Origin of the sequence: Vibrio sp. 5S239 (assembly GCF_041439575.1) — a bacterium.
Lineage (GTDB): Bacteria > Pseudomonadota > Gammaproteobacteria > Enterobacterales > Vibrionaceae > Vibrio > Vibrio kanaloae.
This window is the reverse complement of record NZ_JBGOOM010000036.1, coordinates 1-21,511: the sequence shown is the minus strand read 5'-3', so window position 1 is coordinate 21,511 and position 21,511 is coordinate 1. Positions and strand designations below refer to the sequence as shown.

Here is a 21,511-nt window from a genome sequence, read left to right as displayed (position 1 = left end):
TGGCTATTCTTAGAAAGCTTTAAAATACTAAATTAAAGTACTTTGATGCTGTCAGCTTGTGGGCCTTTTTGACCTTGAGATACTGTGAACTCAACTTTTTGGCCTTCAGCAAGAGTTTTGAAACCGTCGCCAGTAATTGCAGAAAAATGTGCGAATACGTCTGGACCGTTTTCTTGTTGAATGAAACCGAAGCCTTTAGTTTCGTTGAACCATTTTACTGTACCAGTAACTGTGTTAGACATGATGATATCCTAAAATTAAATTTTTATAGTGAGCCAATTGCGGCACTGATAGCATGGAAAAGTTTATTGCTATTGTGTACAACACAACGGGGTTACTAGTAATCCAACGAAATGTTTATATACAAAGAACTTTCTTTCTAGCTGAAGTGGAGTCTAAATCAAATCCGGGGATAGTCAATCGAATCCATAGTGAAAGGTTGCAGAAACTTGGAGGTAGTCAAACTTTGCATTCCTTGGATATCATAGAGTTACAGTTATATGGTGATTTGTTGTAGTTTTTGTGAAAAAGACGGCCGAAATTGATGACCAATTTGGAGTGATTGCACTGTTTTGACACATTTTATTTTGCAGTTAGTAAGCCGCTAATTGGACTTTGATCTCAGTTTTAACGGCTTTTATTTATAAATTTCGTTGTAAGTGTTGCATCTCAATTTTAAAGAGAATCAGGCTACTTTGTTAGGCGATAAAGGTTACCATTGTCAGTGCTGAAGAATATATCGCCGTTTGGTGAAGTCTCGATATCTCTTATCCTCTCACCTAAATCTTCTAGAATGCGTTGCTCTTTTATTGCTTCACCTTGTTCGTTAACCGTCACAATATTGATGTGGGTGAGTTTAAGCGCTCCCGCCAATAGTTTGTCTTTTAATTCAGGATACTTTGCACCTTGGTATACGATCAAACTACTTGGAGCTATTGAAGGAATGTAAACTTTTGCTGGAGACTCAATACCATCTTTGGTTTTTGAATCCCCGACACTGATAGGCCCCCAATATTCTTTGCCGTGTGATGTGACAGGCCACCCGTAATTAGCACCTGCTTTTATTAGGTTTATCTCATCACCACCGCGAGGGCCGTGTTCGATCGACCAGAGTCTTTGAGTCGGGAAGTCGTAAAACAGGCCTTGAGGGTTACGATGACCATAACTCCAAATCTCATTCAAAACCTTGTTGTTATCCTTGAAAGGGTTATCACTTGGCGTGCTTCCATCAGCATTCAACCGTAATATTGCTCCCGCATGAGTTAAGGTGTTTTGGCCGTTATCTCGGTCACCGCGATCGCCTATCGAAAAATACAGGTGGCTATCATCAAAGGTTAGGCGACTGCCAAAGTGGCGCCCTGTGTCGGTTCTGGATTTGGACACAAACACGTCGGTCCAATTGGAAATCTCGCCGTTTTTGTAATGAGCGGAGGCGAGCGTTGTCGTGCCTTGGCCCTCGATGTCCTTACTGTAAGTGACATAGATCTTATTTTTTTCAAAGGGGGAGAAAGCGATATCCAACGCGCCACCTTGGCCTTTGCGCCACACATTTGGCAGTCTGAAAAGTGTGTTTTGCTCGCCTGTTTTCAAATCAACGTGCTTAATGACACCTGTTTTTTCTGTGACCAGCATCGAGCCATCGTTCACATAAGTTAGACCCCATGGAATATCGAGCCCGTCTGTGATCTTCTCCGCCTGCCATGCAAACGCTGAAGTTGATGCCATTGGGCCCGATATGATGAGTGCCAAAGCAAAAGAAAGGATACGGTGAGGATTATTCATGGGAGCCTCTTGATTGTTTAACATGATAATAGTTTAGCTTGTGGTTGACCGGAGGAAAGCCCGGATAAGTGAAAAGTGACTATTCAGGAATTTAGTTCAACGAGTATTGTATGAGTTAACAAGCTGGCGTATGTTTATCCTGCCATTCTCTATTCGATCACCTCGGAGCACAATGAATACTACCCTCGCAACATCTTCGCTATTTTCTCGGGCTTTATGTTGTCAGGTCAATACCCAAGCAATCCCTTCGTTCAAGCTCTTTACATCATGAGTCGCCGATTCGATTTTAGATCTATCTTACTCGCGTGTTTGGTCATCAGTATCGGCCAACTTAGCATGGGTTTGGTTTTTCCTTCGTTACCTTGGATTGCCAAGGACTTCGATGTTTCTTTAGAACAAGCTCAGCTTCTGGTGAGTGTGTACTTGTTAGGCTTTGGCCCTTCTCAGTTTATTTATGGTCCTATTTCAGACGCTTTGGGACGTAAAAAAGTGCTGTTGAGCGGTTTGTTGATTGCCTTGCTTGGCTTACTGGTGATCATGTTCTTCAGTCATTCATTTTCCGGTATGGTGATGGGGCGCTTCCTACAAGGTCTAGGTACTGGCTGTTGTGCGGTACTTGCTCGGGCATCGACTCGAGACCGATTCAGCGGAGCTGATTTGCCATTGGCGATGTCTTATATCGCGATGGTAGCCTCCATTACACCTTTGATTGCCCCTGTTATCGGCGGATTTATTAACTTTCACTTCGGCTGGAGTATGGTGTTCATCTCTTTACTTGGTTATGTTTCATTGGCTTGGGTGGTATTGGCATTTAAGTTTAAGGAAACCATCACTCAGGTTTCGGTTATTCCTTCTCCAAAGAAAATGCTTTATCAATACAAGGCCTTATTAACTTCTCGTTATTTCATGAGTTTTGCGAGTATCGGTTGGCTTAACTTTAGTTTGATGATTACCACTGTGTCGGTGATGCCATTTATTATGCAAAACCAGATTGGTATGACGTCAGATCAATACGCCATGTGGGCGGTGATTCCTGCGTTGGGAATGCTCGGGGGAACGACCCTTTGTAATCGTATTCGTCCAATACTCGGCAATAAGAAAACGTTGCTTTGTACACCTGTGCTGCATGTTTGTGCTGCGTTGTGGCTATTCTTTTGCCCATTAGATCCTTTATATTTAATGCTAGGTCAGTTTCTGATGATCTTAGGTAATGGTATCGCGTTACCTTGTGCTCAGGCATTGGTGATGTCGCCATACCACAAGAATGCCGGCGCAGCTGCTGCGATGTCAGGTGGTGGGCAGATGGTGGTATCTTCAATGGTGAGTATGGGGTTGGTTCAGTTAGGGTTGGGTGAAGCGTGGCACCTATCGCTTGTGATCATAGTGTTCACACTGATTTCTCTGTTTAATATTTTGCGTGGTTTTAGTTGCCCAGAAGCAAAAGAGGCTCAACTAAGCTAGTGATTGAAGGCTCAAAAAAGCCATTTAATTATTACGATTCAATAGCATTTTGTATACCAAGTGTTTGGTGAAGCTAGAAGGTGAAGATCGTCAATTGAGAGTATGGTTCGCTCATCACGAATGATTTTGATGTTTGAAAGCTGAAACATGTCAGCCCTGTCTCTAGACCAATAAATCTGCTTAATGAAAGCAATGAGAATCAGTTGCGTTATCATAAGCAGCATAATTGAGGATAACTATACAAAATGGAGCATTTATAGCCGCTTCTGTTTTTGGGGGGAATTTATAAGCGGTATAGAGGCTGTTCTTTTTGAGTGATAAAAGCCTCTTTAAATGATAAAAGTATTGGTGTAACTAGGGCGTTGCCAACTAAAGAGAATATGAAACCTTGAATATGAACACTCCAGCATTTGATCGTATTAGTCGCGTTTTGGCTTATATCCATTCAAACCTTAGCTCAGCGTTATCGCTAGAAGATATTGCGAAACAAAGCTGCTGGTCTCGCTGGCAACTGCAAAGAGTGTTTCAAGCTGAAACTGGGCTGACAGTGGCTAACTATGTGAGAGAGCTAAAGCTAAGCCAAGCTGCAGAACTTCTGCTTGATGGAAAAGAGCGTGTTATCGATATTGCACTGGGGCTCGGATTCAATTCAGAAATAAGCTTTAGCCGCTCGTTTAAGCAAATGTTTGGGTCTAGCCCAAGCCAGTATAGAAAAGCGGGCAAAAGAGTAGGACTAAGAAAACCGATACAAGTGTCTAAAATAGAAAGTACTTCTGAAAACAGGGCGTTAAGCTTTGTAGAAGTGCGAATTGATGAAAGAGAGCCTTTCCTCGTTAAAGGGATAACCTCTGAAATCAGCGGTTTGTTTTCATTGACGCAAGATTTTGCCCAAAAAGTCCCTCGGCTTTGGTCGCGCTTGGAATATGAAGTTACCCTTCCTCATGATAGCGCACTTCAATTTGTTGGGGTCGTAGATCTTACTCAGTCTTGTTTTGATGGCACGAATATTCATTATTGGGCTGGGGTTGAGTTACTTGATGGAATTTCAATCCCTCAACTACCGAGTATTATCTCTGATAAATTAGAGGTATTGACTATCCCGAAGCAAACCTACGCAGTTGTTAAACATTGTGGGCCTATTGAGAACTTGCGGCATACTTTAAGCTGGCTTGTGCTGAATTGGCTTCCAAGTTCAGGATATCGTGGTGTGGACGGCTATGAACTCGAAGTGTACCCACTTGGCTACCAAGCAAATGCCGCTGATGCTGAAATGGAATACTGGGTTCCTATTATTAAACCATAATCATATATTTACTCATTATCTTCCTGTAAAACCTTCCTTCCAATGAGGCCAATTGTGGTTTTTGTTGCCAATTGGCTGATTTTCAATCAAATTGAATCAAGTTCTTTTTAAATTTGCACCAAATTGTTAATTATCCCATTCATAGATACATACAATGCAAATGAGATTTATTATTATTTGTATTAAGCATTGGTATCCGAGGGAATTATGACCACTCACACCCGTTTTAAGTATTCATCACTTGCTGTTGCGTTGCTGACGGCGCTCTCTGCACAAGCGTTGGCGGAAGAAACCGTTACGACGGCAAAGTCTAATATAGAAACTGTCACTGTTCTCGGCAAAGCCTACCGAAATACAGCTACGAAATCGGCACTTGAGCCAGAAGAAACGCCGCAGGGCATTACGGTTATTGATGAGGAACAGTTAGAGCAACGAGGTGTTCAATCTTTGAACCAAGCCCTTCGTTATGCGCCTGGTGTTGTGACTGAAAGTCGTGGTGGTTCAGTCGCTATGTTTGACTCGTACTCAATCCGCGGTTTTAAGACTAATAATGTCAACTATTACGATGGCCTCTCACTTCAACATTTGAATGGTTGGAACTTACAACCGCAAATTGATCCGATTGCAATGCAACAAGTCGAAATATTCAAAGGGCCTACTTCTGTGCTTTATGGAGCGATGCCGCCGGGTGGGATGGTGAACATGATAGCCAAAGCGCCACAAACTGAACAGTCAACCAAGGTTGGTGTTGCGACAGGCTCTCGAAATCTGCAAGAAGCATCTATTGATACTACAGGTCAGTTTGGTGACAGTGATTTTTCATATCGTCTGATTGCTTTGGCTCGTAAGCAAGATAGCCAAGTCGATAACGCTGAAGAAGAGCGCTACTTAATTGCACCATCTGTTGATTGGCAAGTAAATGAAAAAACACTAATCAACTTTAATCTCTACTATCAAGACGATCCTTCAATGGGTATCAACTCTTCAATGCCTATAGAGGTGCTTAAGGCGAGTGATCCATCAGTTTCTGTGGGGGATAAGAATTGGAGTACGTTTGAACGTGAAGTGTTGATGATTGGCTATAAAATTAACCATGACTTCAATAACAATTGGACATTCTTACAGAACGCTCGCTATACCGATGCATCTCTATATCAAGAGAACACATATCATATTAGTTACGATCCAAGCACACCAAATCAATTAGCCCGAGCTCTTTATTCAACAGGTGAAAGCTTTAAAGGTTTTGTCATTGATAACCAGTTGAGCGGTATCGTTGATGTTGGTTCAGTAGAACACAACTTATTACTTGGTTTAGATTACCAAGATATGGATGGTAACGTTAACTACTCCTCTTACAGCGCTAGTGGAAGCGGTTTTAATAGTTTTGACCCATTGAATCCGAACAACGACCTACTAGATCGTAATGACGTTACTAAGGGTAACGAGTACCTGGATGACACAACGTCGAGCCAGCTTGGTTTCTACGTTCAAGATCAAGTTCGTTTAGACGCGTTAGTGCTTATTGCTGGCGCACGATTTGACCACTACAAATCGGAAAGTGAATACTACGCTCATGAGTCTGACCATAAACAGTTTACTTATCGTTTGGGTGGTTTGTATCAGTTTGATAATGGACTCGCGCCATTTGCAAGCTACGCGACTAGCTTTGAACCAGCTCCGGGCGTTGATAAATCTGGTAATGAGTTTGACCCTGAAAATGCTCAGCAAGCTGAAATTGGCGTCAAATACCTGTCTGACGATATGTCGAAAGAAGCCACCGTTTCTTTATTCCATATTGTGAAGCAAGACATGTTGATGACAGATCCAACTAATGTTTATGGGCCAAAAATTCAAGTGGGTGAAGTTGTATCGCAAGGTGCTGAATTATCAGGACGTTGGTTCGCAACGGAAAATTTCGATATTGCGGCAGCTTATACCTACGCTGACATGGAAATCACAGAAGATTCTAGCAATGGTTTAGAAGGAACAACACCAATCTACGTACCTGAACATACTGCAAACGTATGGGCTAACTACAACGTATTCAGTGGAGTATTAGCCGGTTCTCGGTTGAGTGCTGGTGCGCGCTACGTTGCGGAAATGCAAATGGATGCAACAAATACCCAAGGGAAAGTACCGTCGTATACTGTGGTTGACTTGTCTATTGGTTATGACTTGGGTGCAGCAAGTGAGACTTTATTGGGAGCGACTGCCAACCTAGCAGTGAACAATATTTTCAATGAAGAATATTATGCGTGTTACGACCAGTCCAATTGTTGGTTTGGTGCTGAGCAGTCTGTGGAGATCAGTGTGAACTACGAGTTTTAGTTAACTTGAGTTAATAAACTTAAGCAGCCTGTGTGGGCTGCTTTGTCGTTATAGAGAAAATATTTCAAAGTTGTAGTGGTGATATGAAAATCAACTCTTTTACATCCCGTTTTTCTAAAATTAATATGATTGTTACTTCGTTGTGCTTGTTGTTGTCCGCTCAAGTCATCGCAGGCTTTCAAGTTCAGGATAGCGAGGGAAATAAAACATTACCGGCTCAACCTACAAGAGTTGTTGCACTGAACTGGGATATCGCAGAGCAAGTTATCGAGCTGGGAGTTACGCCAGTCGCGGTGCCTGATATTGCAGGCTACAGCGATTGGGTTGTTCAACCTGCGATTCCTGAAGGTGTGACCGATGTAGGGACTCGAACTGAACCAAACTTTTCTGCGCTTAAGAAGCTCAACCCAGATGTGATTCTTATCGCTTCACCTCAAAAAGATCTTCAGGCGCGTCTTTCTGAAATCGCGCCAGTACTTTATTACCAAACATACAGTGAACACCACAGCAATGCCGCGGCTGCCATTGAAAACTTCAAGAAGATTGGTCACTTGCTTGGCAAACAAGAACAAGCGAATAGTAAACTCGCTGCGATGGAAGAACGTATTGCTGTTCTGAAGGCTGAATTAGATAAAGCGTATCCGGGCGACAAACCTAAAGTCACTTCTTTCCGTTTTGCGAGCACCACTTCGGTGTTCATTTATGGCGACAACTCGATTCCACAATACGCATTGGAGAAGCTCGGTTTTGAAAACGAGATGGAGCTTCCTGCCAGTCAGTGGGGTATCAACCAAAAGCGGATGACCGATCTTAAGAACGTGGAAAGTGGTGTTGCACTTTACTTTGAACCCTTTCCATATCAAGACAAGTTAAACCGTTCGCCAATATGGAAGAGCATGCCTTTTGTGCGAAATCATCAAGTGAGCGCGGTAGAAGCAAGTTGGAGCTATGGTGGCGCGATGTCGATCCTATATAACGCAGAAGTCATGGCGAAATCGCTATTGAAGCTAGCTGAGCAGTAATGAAAATCAGTGGTTTAATGGTCGGGGCAGCTTTGTTTTTCGCTGCCCTTGCTCATTTATGGTTAGGACAGTCGGAATTTGGCCCGATTGGTGAGCTTATCTTGTTACTCTCACAGGTGAGTGATCGCGCTACGCTGAACGCAATGGTTGATGACTCATTTGAGCTGATGGCCTTGTTGTATGTCAACTTGCCTCGGTTAGTTATGACTATCTTGGTAGGCGGCACACTCGGCACAATAGGAAGCCTTTTCCAACAGTTGACTCAGAATCGCATGATGTCTCCGTTAACGTTAGGTACATCGTCAGGGGCCTGGCTTGGCCTGGTCATATTGAATGTAGTCGCTCCTATGCTGGTGGCGCAATACTCAGTCTGGTTTGCGTTGATTGGCGCACTGCTAGCAATGGGGCTTATTGTTTCCATTGTTGGTATCAAAAACATGAGCGGCTTGCCCATTGTCTTGGCGGGTATGGCGGTTAACTTGTTGCTAGGGGCATTTGCAACGGCGATTATTCTGCTTAACGACCAGTACGCACAGAACTTGTTTGTGTGGGGGGCGGGTGATTTAGGGCAAAATGGCTGGGAACAAGTGTTGTGGTTAATACCTAAGTTAGTGCCGATTTTTGCCATATTTTTGTTGGCACCACGAGTTTTGACCCTGCTTTCAATCGGTACGGAAGGGGCTGCTGCGCGCGGCCTCAATATTGGTGCAACATTTTTTGTATTAATGGCAGTCGGCGTTTGGTTGGTGTCGGTATCGATTACCTCGGTAGGCGTGATCAGTTTTATCGGTTTGATCGCCCCTAATATCGCGAGGCACTTTGGCTTCTTAAAAGCGAAATCCGAACTGATCGCAAGTTGTCTATTAGGTGCTTTACTACTTTGTACTACAGACAGTTTATCTATCTTTTTGGCTCAATGGTCTGTGGATATGATTCCAACGGGTACCACAACCGCGGTGATTGGCGCTCCAGCTTTGATCATTATTGCTCGCAAGCAGATGTCCGCTCAAGATCAGTTATTTTTCTCGATGCCTGAGGGGCCAAAGTCTATTTCACCGTTGGCTTACTCTCTATTGGGCACGATGATCTTTGGGTTACTGGCATTAAGCACGCTCTCACAGCCTTCTTCTGATATGGGCTACTTTGTTATTCCAGACGCGTTTGAGTGGTCTATTCGCTGGCCTAGAATGTTAACGGCGATATTCGCTGGTGGCGGTTTGGCTGTCGCAGGAGTGATCTTGCAAAGGTTAGTCTACAACCCACTAGCGAGCCCAGACATCCTTGGGGTATCCGCGGGCGCTGTTTTAGCTTTGATTTTCAGCAGTTTATTCATGGGCTATTCGATTCACTCGTTGAGCCCTTGGATTGCGTTTTTAGGCAGTGCAATGTCGCTGTGCCTATTACTATTTCTTGGTAAGAAACATCAGTTTGCGCCGTCTATCCTAATCCTGACGGGTATTTCGCTGACCGCAGTGTTAGAGGCTTTAGTACAATTCTCTTTAACGCGAGTGGGAGAAGGGAAATACACCTTATTGGCTTGGTTGGCAGGTTCTACCTATCGTGTTGAACCTGAGTCGGCAACGATCATGGCTATCGTGATCACTGTGTGTATTGGTGCCGCTGTACTGTTGAGTCGTTGGGTGACGTTAATAGCCACAGGCCGTCAGTTTGCGAGCGCGCGAGGCCTAAATATCTCAATAGCGTATGCTTCTTTATTGTGTATCGTCGCCATCTTATGTTCGGTAGTCACCACCACAATGGGGCCCGTTGCATTTGTCGGGTTACTGGCTCCGCATATCGCGGCCATGGTGGGGGCTCGTTTGGTTAGAAAACAGATTATCTTGTCGTTTTTAATTGGTGCTGCCTTAATGTTGTTTGCTGACTGGTTAGGGCAAGTGGTGGTATTCCCAGCTCAACTCGCTGCAGGGACGTTAGTTTCCATTATTGGTGGCAGTTATTTCATCTTCTTGTTATTGAAATCTCGAAGAACATAGCTTCTGATCAGGACCTAAAGCCATTGGTAATCAAAGCTATTGGCAATAAAGCTACGAACGAAAAGCAGTGAATGGAGCGAGCCATCACTGCTTTTTTTTGTTGATGTCGTTTATGTAAGGGAGAGGCGTTAAGCAACGCAGGTCTCGCTTCTTAATGTGCAAGTTTGGCATATGTTAATAAAATGTATAACCTAAAGGTCTGACCACTCTGAAGGTAGCTATCATGCCAAACCTCGATCGTATTACTTGTTCCATTGATGAAAATAAAATTGCCACGGTTGTGCTGAATCGACCCGATAAGCTCAATGCTATTGACATGGCAATGTTCCAAGGTGTGAATAACATGGTGAATCAGCTGAAAAAGAACACCGAGATTCGCGCCGTGATAGTGAAAGGCAATGGGGCTGATTTTTGTTCAGGGCTTGATATTAAATCTCTGTTGACCAGTAAGTCTGGCGCAATGAAGCTTTTGTTCAAATGGTTTCCCACATTACCCAATGCAGCGCAGCGCTTTTCGCTGGGTTGGCGAGATATTCCGTGTCCTGTTATTTTTGCGATTCATGGTCGTTGCTGGGGAGGTGGACTTCAATTGGTCAGTGGTGGTGATTTTAGAATTGCTAGTCCTGATGCGAACTTCTCGATATTGGAAGCAAAGTGGGGTTTGATTCCAGACATGGGAGGCGCAATCGCCTTTAGAGAGCTGATGCGTAAAGATCACACCCTAGAGATGGCGATGACCGCCAAGGTGATCGACAGTAAAACCGCAAAGGAGTATGGGCTTGTCACAAAAATAGCCGAAGATCCTTATGCTGAAGCTTATGCATTGGCACTGGAATGCGCGAACCGATCGCCAGATGTTGTCGCTGCTAACAAGAAACTCTACAACAAGACTTGGTGGTCAAGCCCTGGCATGGCTGTATTTTATGAGACTTGGTATCAGATAAAGGTAGGGCTAGGTAAGAACAGAGCGATTGCCGCTCAGCGTGAAATGAACCGTGACAAACCACGTTCTTATGTAGCGAGGAAATTTAAATAGTAATTACTGGTATAAGAGTGATCGTTGGTTGTGCTTTCAAGGTTGGTATCTACAAGGAAAAAAACTTTTCTGAACGATAGATAATGGACCCGATCAAACTGAATAAAGCTGTTTATGGAAATGAACGTTTTTTATACTAACGCGCCGCTCTCTTAATCTAGATTAAGTTTTCCTCGTCTTATTATCTGTAGTATCCGCCTGAATCAGTGCCCATGCTTGATGGGTAACTCGCGTAATACGATTTTGAGAGGAAGATACTTGAGCACTTTGTTTACAGAAACCCACATTGGCAAGATGACACTAAAGAACCGCTTCATGAGAAGTGCAACGTGGGAAAATATGGCCAACGAAGACGGGCATATGACAGATAAACTGTACGCTATCTATGAAGAGTTGGCTCAAGGTGAAGTCGGCCTGATCGTGACGGGTTACGCGAACATCGTTGAAGAAGAAAAGCCGAATGCAGGCATGATGGGGATGTATAACGACTCGTTTATCGAGGAATACAAAAAGCTGACTCAACTCGTCCACGACAACGATTCTAAAATCGTGATGCAATTGGCTTATGGTGGCACCAAAACCACGCATGATCTTGGCGAACGAGTGATCTACGCACCAAGTGAGGTTCCAGAAAAAGGAACTCACACACTAGGCAAAGCGATGACCAAAGATGAGATCGACTACATTGTTGATGCCTTTGCTCAAGCGTCTTTGAGAGCACAGAAGTCAGGTTTTGATGGCGTTGAAATTCATGCCGCTCACACTTACCTGATTAATCAGTTCTTAAGCCCTTACTACAACCAACGTGAAGATGAGTACGGCGGTAGCTTAGAAAACCGCATGAGATTCTTGTTAGAGATCTATACCGCGACGCGCAAGCTAGTGGGTGATGATTTCACTATCTTGGTTAAGCTTACAGCTTCGGAGTTTTTTGAAGGTGGCGTGACCTTCGACGAAACACGTATTGTGTGTAAAAAGCTTGCACAAGTGGGCGTGGATGGCATTGTGGTGTCAGGTAATATTCATGGTAAAGCAGACACTATGATTGGCGAGTCGCACGATGGTTTTACCATTCAAGCTGAAGGATACTTCCACGAATATGGCCACGCGATCAGTCAAGACGTTAATATCCCAGTGATCACGGTTGGTGGCCTTACAGATTTTGATGCTATCGAAGCGATTGCAAACAACACGGGCATTGAGTACTTCGCCCTTTCAAGACCGCTGCTGTCTGAACCCCATTTAGTTAAGCGTTGGAAGGAAGGGGATAGAAGCCCTGTAGAATGTGAACGATGCTCTAAGTGTCGCACTAAGCGCGGCAACTTTTGCGTGGTCAACAAAGACAGAAAAGTACAGCTTTCTCGTATTTAACCTCTGGACTTAGATATAAGCGTGAGCCAAATCTATAACTGAGTCTAAAAGTTGGAGCCTGTGTAATACCTCAGGCTCATATTTGTATCAGCCTTCCGTAAACGATATTTTAAATCTTATTAGTCACACTTCTCGCTTATTGAGTGTTCTTTTTGTTGATCTATTCAGCAGTTACTACCAGTTTAATCAAATATTTGTACTTCATCGTTGACCTTACCCTAAGGGGAACGTTTATAGTTGCGTTGTAAATTCAAAGGTAAGCTATGACAAACACATTCCGAAAAACTTGGATTATTGTTTTCAGCATCATTGCGATGTTGATGTCTAGCTATGCCTCAAGCTCCTCAGCCTTGATGACTGAAGTAATGATGATGGAAATGGGGTCGAGCAAGTCGGCTTGTTACCACAGCGATACTTCGGTTAATGATTCAATGGCAGGGTGTCATGTGATGAGTGAAGAAGTACACGCTGAAGACTCTAACATGAGTGCCCATGCTTTGATGGCTCAATTCGATATGTCTTCAATGAGCGAAGACGGCAGTCCGATGATGGGTAACCATTGTTCGAGTGCCGATTGCTGTGCCTCAATGTGTTCTGCAAGTCCCTATCCAATTCAGGCTGTTCAAGCCGTTGATCAACTTTCCTTTTCATTAGCTCGTTTTCAATCGGTCACGATTGGCCAGAAAGTCGCACGCGCTCAATCTTTTCTACGCCCACCTTCCGCATAAATCTATATCTAAAAATACAGCTCTATCAGTTAGATAAATCTGATAAGCCATTCTTTTTTATGCGCTAATTAGCGCTAGATATGGACATTCATTGTGAATATGAAACCAACAACCTCTGTGTTTGTCATGAACACGAGCTTAGTGGTTGCTGCTACCTTGCCTATGGCCTTGTTTTCAAGTGCTACGCTCGCGGCTACCACGGCGTCAGCTTCAAATGCTCAACACATTTCATCACATGACCAAGCAAGCTCGACGCAGCAACTCAATACACTGATTGAGATTGCTTTAAGCGAAGATGGAAATCGCAAACAGTACTTTGCTCAGTCTCAAGCGATGCGAGAAACGGGCATTGCCAACTCGACCTTAATGGACCCGAAATTAAAAGTTGGATTTGGCGGTTTGCCTGTCGATAGCTTTCAATTCGACCAAGACCCGATGACCAATATATCGGTAGGGCTGATGCAGCAGTTTGAGCGTGGCGATACGCTTAACCTTCAACAGAAAAAGGCAGGCCAACAGGCAGATGCTTTAGCTTTGCAGGTGCAAGCAAGAGAATTGACGGTTGCGAATAGCATGACGCAGCTTTGGCTTGAGTTAGGTTATCAACAAAATGCTGAGTCAGTGATTCGTCAAAATCGTCGCTTGTTGGTTGAGCTTGAAAACTATGTACAAACCAATTACTCAATTGGTAAAAGTGAAGCGCAAGATCTGCTTAATGCTCAGCTTCAAGTGAGCAAGCTTGATGAGAAACTTCAGGCAAACCAGCAAGTTCAGCGCCGCTTAATCTCTCAGCTTTCCGAATGGTTGGGATCTGATTGGTTAGGCTCTCAGGTTCTTGATTCTCAGGGTACACTGAATGCAACTAACCAAATCGATTGGTCGTTGTTGGAAAGCAAATTAGCGACCAATATTGATTCAACTAAGCACTATCAGTTACTGACTGACCATCCTTTGGTTAAGATCTCCGATGTCAGTATTTCCTCCAATCAGACTCAGGTTGAGTTAGCCGAGCAAGCTTATACCCCGCAGTTTGGGGTAGAAGTGATGTATGCACACCGTCAAGCCAATAACATGGCGGGTGAACCAGCTTCTGATCTTGTGAGCGCTTATCTGACAGTCGACATCCCGCTGTTTACAGGGAACCGACAAGATAAAAACTTATCGGCTGCTCAGTATAAAGTTGGTGCGGCTAAATCTCAAAAAGACACCTTACTTTCCCAAATGAACGCGCAAGTGAATGCATTGCTGGTGGACAGATCAAATCTGATCCAGCGATTAGATCGCTATCAAACGTCCTTGCTTCCTCAAACCGCAGCCCGAATCAGCGCGGTTGAGAGGGGCTATCAAAACAATACCGCCCAGTTTAACGATGTCATTTCAGCAACGACCGATGAGCTGGCGCTTCAGTTAGAGCAACAACGTTTGATCACCGATCTCAACATCGTTAACAGCAAACTGGCGGCGTTAGTCAGTGGCTTTGAATACCAAGTAAACCAACCACAACTCAACTCAAGCGCAACTAAACACACAGCCAATCAATAGGGGAATAGACAATGAATACAGTAAAAGTAGCAACAATCGCTTTATTGGTCGGTGGCGCATTGGGTTTTGGTGTGAACCATTTTCTAATTAATCCAGCACACGACATGTCAGCAATGGCAACGAGTACAGGTGCCGAAGTAAGTAAACAAACCAAGGATGAACCTTTGTATTGGGTGGCTCCGATGGACCCAAATTATCAGCGTGATAAGCCGGGCCAGTCACCAATGGGGATGGATCTTATCCCTGTGTATGCTGACGATGTGAACGGCGGAGCAAAAGATAAGCCCGGAACCGTGTTTATTGATTCGTCGGTAGAAAATAATCTGGGTGTCAAAACAGCGAAAGTTAAGTTCGAAGCGCTGTCTCCTCGGATTGAAACCGTGGGTTATGTGGCGTTCGATGAAAGTACATTGTGGCAAACCAACGTGCGTGTTTCTGGTTGGGTTGAGAAGCTCTACATCAACGCAGTGGGTGAGAAGGTAAACAAAGGTGATGTGCTTTTCACACTCTATTCTCCAGAGCTTGTTAAAGCACAAGAAGAGTTGATCAGTGCTTATAAAACGGGTCGTAAAGGTTTGATCAAGGGCTCGACTGAACGCTTAATTACCTTGGGTGTTGATAAGACTCAAATCCGCGCTATTACGCGCAAAGGCAAAGCCTCACAAACCATTGAAGTCAAAGCGCCAGCTGATGGTGTCATCGCAAGTTTGAATATCCGAGAAGGTGGTTACCTTTCACCTGCACAAGCGGTGATCAGTGCTGGCCCATTAGGCGAGGTATGGGTTGATGCTGAGGTGTTTGAGCGTCAAGCGCACTGGATCTCGTCAGGCAGCAATGCGGTGATGACGCTAGATGCCATTCCCGGCAAAGAGTGGTTGGGTAATGTCGATTACGTGTACCCAATCCTTGATCCAAAAACTCGAACCTTGCGCGTTCGTTTGAAGTTCTCCAATCCAAATGGCGAGCTTAAGCCGAATATGTTCGCCAATATTGCGTTGAAACCTATTAGTGATGAAGCCGTTCTTACTATCCCAAGATCTTCGGTGATTCACTCCGGTGGTATGACTCGAGTGGTGATGTCAGAAGGTTCTGGCAAGTATCGTTCTGCTCGTATTGAGGTTGGTCGTGAAGCTGGCGAAAAAATAGAGGTGGTTCAAGGGCTAGAGCAAGGCGAAAACATTGTCACTTCTGCGCACTTCATGTTGGATTCTGAATCGAGCCAATCTGCTGATCTGTCACGCATCAATGGTGTTGAGGAAGAAGCTGAAACCGTATGGGCAAACGGTGAAATTTCCGATGTTATGCAAGGCAGTCGCATGGTGACGATTAACCATCAGCCTGTTCCTGAATGGGATTGGCCGGGCATGGTGATGAATTTCACCTTTGCGGAAGGCTTGGACATGAGTGACGTGCAACGTGGTAAGGCGATTGATTTTGAGATGAGAAAGACAAAGTCAGGGCAGTACGAGGTTGTTGATTACAAGGTCAACAAACACAAGATCGCTGGCGAAGTTTGGGTAACGGGTGACATTACAATGTTGATGGCAGATTTTGGCATGATCACCGTAAAACATCAGCCAGTCCCTGAGTGGAATTGGAAAGCGGGTGAAATGAATTTCCAAGCCAGTGATGACCTTGATTTATCTGAGTTTGCCGAGGGTCAAACCATTCGGTTTCTAGTGGCGAAGCAAGGTTCTGATTATGTGCTCAAATCTCTCGAACCGACGAATAGCACGGGTGAGGGCGAACTATGATCAATGCAATTATTCGCTGGTCTATTAGCAACCGTTTCTTAGTGCTGGTTGCCACTGTCGCCATCGTATTTGGCGGCTTATACAGCGTTAAAAATACACCGGTCGATGCTATTCCAGATCTGTCAGACGTTCAGGTGATCATCAAAACCAGTTATCCGGGACAAGCGCCACAAGTGGTTGAGGATCAGGTGACTTATCCATTAACCACCGCCATGTTAGCTGTACCGGGTGCTGAAACGGTTCGTGGTTACTCGTTCTTTGGTGATTCCTATGTCTATATCATCTTCAATGACGATACTGATATGTACTGGGCACGTTCACGAGTGCTGGAGTACTTAAGCCAAGTTGCACCTAACTTGCCATCGAGTGCCAAGCCAACACTAGGGCCAGATGCAACCGGTGTGGGCTGGGTTTACAGCTACGTGTTGCAAGATAAAACCGGTCAGCACGACTTAGCGGAACTTCGTAGTTTGCAAGATTGGTTCTTGAAGTATGAATTGCAAACTGTAGAAGGCGTGTCTGAAGTCGCAACTGTCGGCGGCATGGTGAAGCAGTATCAAGTACCGATTGATCCTGCCAAATTACGTGCTTATGACTTAACGCTACAGCAAGTCAACAAGGCGATCCAAGATGGTAACCAAGAAACGGGTGCTTCTGTTGTCGAGATTGCCGAAGCCGAACATATGGTTCGTACCACCGGTTACCTGACAAGCATCGAAGATATTCAATCTCTGCCGCTAAAAGTGACCGACAAAGGTACTCCGCTGCTATTAGGTGACATTGCTGACATTAACCTTGGCCCACAAATGCGTCGTGGTATCTCGGAACTCAATGGTGAGGGTGAAGCGGTTGGCGGCGTTATTGTGATGCGCTTTGGTGAAAATGCCAGTGAAGTGATCGACTCGGTGAAATCCAAGCTCGCTGAACTGCAAGCTGGCTTACCTGATGGTGTCGAGATTGTCGCAACTTATGACCGTTCTACTTTGATTGATTCAGCCGTTGAAAACCTTTGGAAGAAGCTGGCTGAAGAGTTCATCGTGGTCGCCGTCGTGTGTGCGCTGTTCTTGTTCCATATCCGATCATCACTGGTTATCGTGCTAAGTCTGCCTGTCGGTATCTTAGGCGCATTCATCGTTATGCATTGGCAGGGTATTAACGCCAACATTATGTCTCTTGGCGGGATCGCGATTGCGATTGGCGCCATGGTGGATGGTGCCATAGTGATGATTGAGAACGTTCATAAACATATTGAACGGACTCCGCTCACTGACAAAAACCGTTGGCAAGTGATTGGTAAGGCGGCAGAAGAAGTCGGCGCACCGCTGTTCTTCTCTCTGATTATCATTACCTTGAGTTTTGTGCCTGTGTTCGCGCTAGAAGGGCAAGAGGGCAAGATGTTCTCGCCACTTGCGTTTACCAAGACGTATGCAATGGCCGCTGCAGCCGGTTTGGCTATCACGCTTGTGCCTGTGCTAATGGGTTACTTCATTCGTGGCAACGTGCTACCTGAACACAAAAATCCAGTAAACCGCAGCCTAGTGGCGATGTACAAGCCGCTTCTAAATCTCAGCCTAAAATATCCAAAGGTGATGATTGTTATCGCACTTGGCTTAATGGCGTCTGCTTATTACCCAACCAGTAAGCTTGGTAGTGAATTCATCCCTCCTTTGGACGAAGGGGATTTGATGTACATGCCAACCACGTATCCGGGGATCTCAATAGGTAAGGCTCGTGAGTTGTTGCAACAAACCAACAAGCTCATTAAAACCATTCCAGAAGTCGAAACCACGTGGGGCAAAATTGGCCGAGCAGAGACAGCAACCGATCCTGCACCACTGACCATGATTGAAACCGTGATTCAGCTTAAACCGCGAGATGAGTGGCGTGACGGTGTCACTACTGAGTCTCTGCGTAAAGAGTTTGATGAACTGATTCAATTCCCCGGTTTGACCAACGCTTGGGTCATGCCAATCAAAACGCGTATCGACATGTTGGCGACCGGTATTAAAACGCCAATTGGTATCAAAATCGCAGGCCCAGATCTGAGCGTGATTGAGGATATTGGCTCTCAACTTGAACCTATCTTGAATGGTGTCAGTGGCACGGCCTCTGTCTACGCTGAGCGTGTTGCGGGTGGCCGTTATGTCACGATAGACATTAAACGTCGTTCTGCTGCGCGATATGGCTTGAGCATTAAAGAAGTGCAACAGGTTATCTCGACTGCGGTTGGTGGCATGAACGTGGGCGAAACCGTTGAGGGGCTAGAGCGTTATCCAATCAATGTCCGTTATCCACAAAGTTATCGTGATTCTGTCGTCAAGCTGCAGAACTTACCGTTAGTAACACCAAATGGAGCTCGTATCGCTCTATCGGACGTAGCAGATATTCGTTACGAAGATGGCCCTCCGATGATTAAAACGGAGAATGCTCGTCCTAATGGCTGGGTGTTCGTTGACATCGAAGGTCGCGACCTTGGTTCTTATGTGGCAGAGGCGCAAAAAATCGTTACAGATCAAATCGTCTTGCCTGCGGGTTATTCATTGGCGTGGTCTGGTCAATACGAATACATGGAGCGTGCGAAGGAGCGTTTGAGTGTCGTTGTGCCAATCACCATCGCCATCATCATGTTGTTGCTCTATCTAAGCTTCCGCCGTGTTGGTGAGGTGATGATGATCATGCTGACATTGCCACTCGCGATGGTTGGCGGCCTATGGCTGATGCATGTCCTCAATTACAACTTCTCGATTGCGGTGGGTGTGGGCTTTATCGCCCTTGCCGGGGTAGCTGTTGAGATAGGCGTCATTATGTTGGTCTACCTAAATCAAGCATGGCACTACAAGAAATTGGATGCGGAGCAGAACCAGCAAGCACTTCAGAGTGAAGACTTAACGGATGCGATTCGTGAGGGTGCAGGACTGCGTGTTCGCCCAGTGATGATGACAGTACTTACGGTGATCATTGGCCTCATCCCAATTATGTATGGCGAGGGAACGGGCTCTGAAGTGATGCAGCGAATTGCTGCGCCGATGATAGGCGGAATGGCGTCTGCACTATTGCTTACCCTACTGGTGTTGCCTGCAATCTTTAAGCTCTGGAAACAGCGTGAGATTACGCATAGCCAAAACGAACCAAACAAATAACGTATTGATTATTAGCCCTTACTGACCAAAAACAGAGTGAGTAAGGGCGTACCACATGAACATGTGAAACTAACAAATAAATAACTGAATTAATCTAAGGAACGATCATGAAAAAGACATTTATTGCGATTGCACTGACGTTAACTACTGCAACGGCTTTTGCTGAAATGGACCATTCGAATATGGATCACTCGATGATGAAGATTGGAGAGATGGATCATTCAAAAATGGATCACAGCATGATGAAGGATGGAAAGATGGACCATTCGATGATGAATATGGAAGGCATGTCTGAAGTGGGTATGCCTGCGACAGGCGCAAAGCCGGATAAAGTGGTTCATGTTCTGCTAAGTGACGATATGAAAATCACATTTAAGAACAAGGTTGATATTGAGCCGAACGACGTGGTGCAGTTCGTTGTGATGAACACCGGTAAGATTGATCATGAATTCTCGATTGGTTCTGCTTCAGAGCAATTAGAGCACCGTGAAATGATGAAAAATATGGGTAATCACGCTCATGACTCGGGTAGCACAGTTACGGTTAAACCGGGTAAAGCGAAGCAATTGTTGTGGCATTTCCATGGTGATAATAACGTAGAGTTCGCGTGCAATATTCCTGGTCACGCTGAAGCGGGTATGGTGAAGTCGTTAACGCTATAAGGTGATACACAAGCCATATCTAGTTCAAAGGGATGAGTGTTAGGTATGGCTACCTTGTTTTAGTGCTATTTAGGTATTAGCTTTAAAAGACTATAGGAATAGGAGTTTAAGGATGAATAAGACAGTTCTAGTACTTGCAGTAACGGGGGCTTTAATAACGTGGTCGACCCACAGCATTGCTGCTAAACCTGAGTGGGCTGGTAAAGGTAAGCCCGATTTAGAAGAAGTGAAAACGCTCGCTGAGGCTAAAAAAGTTGAAGGCGAAATTGATGATCGTGAGAAGCAGCTTGATTCAATGATCGAAGAGAAAAATAAGAAAGCGAAAAAAAGTAAGAACAAAAAAGATAAGCAGAAACTAGATAAAGAACTCGACGATTTGGAAGACGAGAAAGAAGCCCTCGAAGAGAGTAAAGAGAAGCTCAAAGATAAGAAAGAAAAGCTTGAAGATGATATGGATAATGACGAAGAAAAGTCGGGATTAGAAAAGCAGAAAGACAAGAAAGCGGAACAAGAGCGTAAAGAAGAAGGAAAAGGGTCAGAGAAAGGCCAACAGCAGCGTGAAGAAAACAGCAAAAAGTGGTGGAACTTCTGGGAGTAATTCGAGGGCGTTACATCACCAACTCATTTCAACCTATCAGCACAGCTTTGTGTGGCAGCTAAGTCATTGGTTAAACATTGTGACCAGTTAAAGATAAGTCTCAACCTGTTCAGGAATACATGAACTAACTTGTATTGGCTGAGGCTTATCTGTAGTTAGAATCACTGTAGCAAGATAGAAGTTTCAAGCAGGTGGTGTGCTTCGCCGCTCAGGTGCGGCAGCTCTGCCATGACCTTTTTAAACTTGTCGTCGATTGATTCTGCTTCATTCAGCGATCGAAAAGCCAGTACAGCCTCGCTGTTCACATAACCTTTCAATGTATCTAGCTGAATTTTATTGGCATTTTTCAACTTTTGCCAGCGCGACATTAATTGCTTCGATGTTAATTGTTAACTCATTGCTTTTAAACATTTTTATTATTTATGGGTTGTTGCTAATGCGCGCACATTAACACAACTGATTTTTCGGATATTGACCAAGATTATTAAATTGGAACAATTTTGAAAATCATTAAAAGTTGAGCTGCAATGTGTGATTTAGATAGCTGTCAGAAATACGAAGCGATTTAAGGAGTTAATAGCTTTGGTTGGTCTATTAACGTTGATTCGTTAATCTAAGCTTAAACAAAATAAGTTTAATCAAGATAGATTTAATGACTATGGACCTAACTAATGGAGAAAGTTTTTGAATAGGGTATCGCTGGAAGAAAACACGTAATGAAGCTTAAGAAGAAGTTGGAGCGTGCAGCGGGAATCGAACCCGCATCATCAGCTTGGAAGGCTGAGGT

General features: G+C 44.5%; 15 protein-coding genes and 1 pseudogene. 13 read left to right on the top strand and 3 right to left on the bottom strand.

Features of this window, described 5'->3' with window-relative positions; all coding sequences use genetic code 11:
• Positions 1-32 precede the first annotated feature (32 nt).
• Positions 33-242 carry a cold-shock protein gene (locus tag ACED48_RS19665; RefSeq protein WP_017058122.1) on the bottom strand — a complete coding sequence of 70 codons (210 nt, stop codon included), beginning with the start codon at positions 240-242 and terminating at the stop codon, positions 33-35.
• Positions 243-690: 448 nt separating this feature from the next.
• Entirely contained in the window at positions 691-1,782 is a 1,092-nt protein-coding gene (locus tag ACED48_RS19660; RefSeq protein WP_017058124.1) for a PQQ-dependent sugar dehydrogenase, read from the bottom strand.
• Between the two features lie 267 nt (positions 1,783-2,049).
• Between ACED48_RS19660 and ACED48_RS19655 the strand changes: the two genes are divergently transcribed.
• The 13 genes from ACED48_RS19655 (at position 2,050) to ACED48_RS19595 (ending at position 20,724) form a co-directional block, all read left to right on the top strand.
• On the top strand, positions 2,050-3,243 hold the full coding sequence (locus tag ACED48_RS19655) for a multidrug effflux MFS transporter (protein WP_029627236.1): 1,194 nt from the start codon (positions 2,050-2,052) through the stop codon (positions 3,241-3,243).
• Between the two features lie 394 nt (positions 3,244-3,637).
• Positions 3,638-4,546, top strand: coding sequence for an AraC family transcriptional regulator (locus ACED48_RS19650; protein WP_017058126.1), 909 nt, complete (start codon positions 3,638-3,640; stop codon positions 4,544-4,546).
• 207 nt (positions 4,547-4,753) lie between these two features.
• Complete coding sequence (locus tag ACED48_RS19645) at positions 4,754-6,877, top strand: TonB-dependent siderophore receptor (protein ID WP_017058127.1); 2,124 nt, start codon at positions 4,754-4,756, stop codon at positions 6,875-6,877.
• A gap of 83 nt (positions 6,878-6,960) precedes the next feature.
• Positions 6,961-7,899 carry an iron-siderophore ABC transporter substrate-binding protein gene (locus ACED48_RS19640; protein ID WP_017058128.1) on the top strand — a complete coding sequence of 313 codons (939 nt, stop codon included), beginning with the start codon at positions 6,961-6,963 and terminating at the stop codon, positions 7,897-7,899.
• Positions 7,899-9,893 carry a Fe(3+)-hydroxamate ABC transporter permease FhuB gene (fhuB, locus tag ACED48_RS19635; protein ID WP_017058129.1) on the top strand — a complete coding sequence of 665 codons (1,995 nt, stop codon included), beginning with the start codon at positions 7,899-7,901 and terminating at the stop codon, positions 9,891-9,893. The genes ACED48_RS19640 and fhuB overlap by 1 nt, the downstream gene beginning before the upstream one ends.
• Positions 9,894-10,116: 223 nt before the next feature.
• Positions 10,117-10,929 (top strand): crotonase/enoyl-CoA hydratase family protein, encoded by an 813-nt coding sequence (locus tag ACED48_RS19630; RefSeq protein ID WP_017058130.1) that lies wholly within the window; start codon positions 10,117-10,119, stop codon positions 10,927-10,929.
• Positions 10,930-11,187: 258 nt separating this feature from the next.
• A complete protein-coding gene (locus ACED48_RS19625) occupies positions 11,188-12,300 on the top strand; it encodes an NADH:flavin oxidoreductase (protein WP_032547980.1) in 1,113 nt (370 codons plus the stop codon).
• A gap of 263 nt (positions 12,301-12,563) precedes the next feature.
• On the top strand, positions 12,564-13,028 hold the full coding sequence (locus ACED48_RS19620; RefSeq protein ID WP_017058132.1) for a hypothetical protein: 465 nt from the start codon (positions 12,564-12,566) through the stop codon (positions 13,026-13,028).
• Between the two features lie 99 nt (positions 13,029-13,127).
• Positions 13,128-14,570, top strand: coding sequence for a TolC family protein (locus ACED48_RS19615; protein WP_017058133.1), 1,443 nt, complete (start codon positions 13,128-13,130; stop codon positions 14,568-14,570).
• A gap of 11 nt (positions 14,571-14,581) precedes the next feature.
• Positions 14,582-16,324 carry an efflux RND transporter periplasmic adaptor subunit gene (locus ACED48_RS19610; RefSeq protein ID WP_017058134.1) on the top strand — a complete coding sequence of 581 codons (1,743 nt, stop codon included), beginning with the start codon at positions 14,582-14,584 and terminating at the stop codon, positions 16,322-16,324.
• Positions 16,321-19,464 (top strand): efflux RND transporter permease subunit, encoded by a 3,144-nt coding sequence (locus ACED48_RS19605; RefSeq protein WP_017058135.1) that lies wholly within the window; start codon positions 16,321-16,323, stop codon positions 19,462-19,464. The genes ACED48_RS19610 and ACED48_RS19605 overlap by 4 nt, the downstream gene beginning before the upstream one ends.
• A 107-nt stretch (positions 19,465-19,571) precedes the next feature.
• Complete coding sequence (locus tag ACED48_RS19600) at positions 19,572-20,126, top strand: cupredoxin family protein (protein ID WP_017058136.1); 555 nt, start codon at positions 19,572-19,574, stop codon at positions 20,124-20,126.
• 112 nt (positions 20,127-20,238) lie between these two features.
• Positions 20,239-20,724 carry a hypothetical protein gene (locus ACED48_RS19595; RefSeq protein ID WP_004731489.1) on the top strand — a complete coding sequence of 162 codons (486 nt, stop codon included), beginning with the start codon at positions 20,239-20,241 and terminating at the stop codon, positions 20,722-20,724.
• Between the two features lie 161 nt (positions 20,725-20,885).
• Here ACED48_RS19595 and ACED48_RS19590 read toward each other — a convergent pair.
• Positions 20,886-21,135: pseudogene (locus ACED48_RS19590) on the bottom strand (hypothetical protein).
• Positions 21,136-21,511 lie beyond the last annotated feature (376 nt).

What these genes read in the sequence shown, in the direction of transcription:
- ACED48_RS19610 (WP_017058134.1), top strand. Translation starts at nt 14,582, where the DNA reads ATGAATACAGTAAAAGTAGCAACAATCGCTTTATTGGTCGGTGGCGCA.
- ACED48_RS19640 (WP_017058128.1), top strand. Translation starts at nt 6,961, where the DNA reads ATGAAAATCAACTCTTTTACATCCCGTTTTTCTAAAATTAATATGATT.
- ACED48_RS19620 (WP_017058132.1), top strand. Translation starts at nt 12,564, where the DNA reads ATGACAAACACATTCCGAAAAACTTGGATTATTGTTTTCAGCATCATT.
- ACED48_RS19605 (WP_017058135.1), top strand. Translation starts at nt 16,321, where the DNA reads ATGATCAATGCAATTATTCGCTGGTCTATTAGCAACCGTTTCTTAGTG.
- ACED48_RS19595 (WP_004731489.1), top strand. Translation starts at nt 20,239, where the DNA reads ATGAATAAGACAGTTCTAGTACTTGCAGTAACGGGGGCTTTAATAACG.
- ACED48_RS19660 (WP_017058124.1), bottom strand. Translation starts at nt 1,782, where the DNA reads ATGAATAATCCTCACCGTATCCTTTCTTTTGCTTTGGCACTCATCATA.
- ACED48_RS19600 (WP_017058136.1), top strand. Translation starts at nt 19,572, where the DNA reads ATGAAAAAGACATTTATTGCGATTGCACTGACGTTAACTACTGCAACG.
- ACED48_RS19645 (WP_017058127.1), top strand. Translation starts at nt 4,754, where the DNA reads ATGACCACTCACACCCGTTTTAAGTATTCATCACTTGCTGTTGCGTTG.
- ACED48_RS19630 (WP_017058130.1), top strand. Translation starts at nt 10,117, where the DNA reads ATGCCAAACCTCGATCGTATTACTTGTTCCATTGATGAAAATAAAATT.
- ACED48_RS19665 (WP_017058122.1), bottom strand. Translation starts at nt 242, where the DNA reads ATGTCTAACACAGTTACTGGTACAGTAAAATGGTTCAACGAAACTAAA.
- ACED48_RS19650 (WP_017058126.1), top strand. Translation starts at nt 3,638, where the DNA reads ATGAACACTCCAGCATTTGATCGTATTAGTCGCGTTTTGGCTTATATC.
- fhuB (WP_017058129.1), top strand. Translation starts at nt 7,899, where the DNA reads ATGAAAATCAGTGGTTTAATGGTCGGGGCAGCTTTGTTTTTCGCTGCC.
- ACED48_RS19655 (WP_029627236.1), top strand. Translation starts at nt 2,050, where the DNA reads ATGAGTCGCCGATTCGATTTTAGATCTATCTTACTCGCGTGTTTGGTC.
- ACED48_RS19615 (WP_017058133.1), top strand. Translation starts at nt 13,128, where the DNA reads ATGAAACCAACAACCTCTGTGTTTGTCATGAACACGAGCTTAGTGGTT.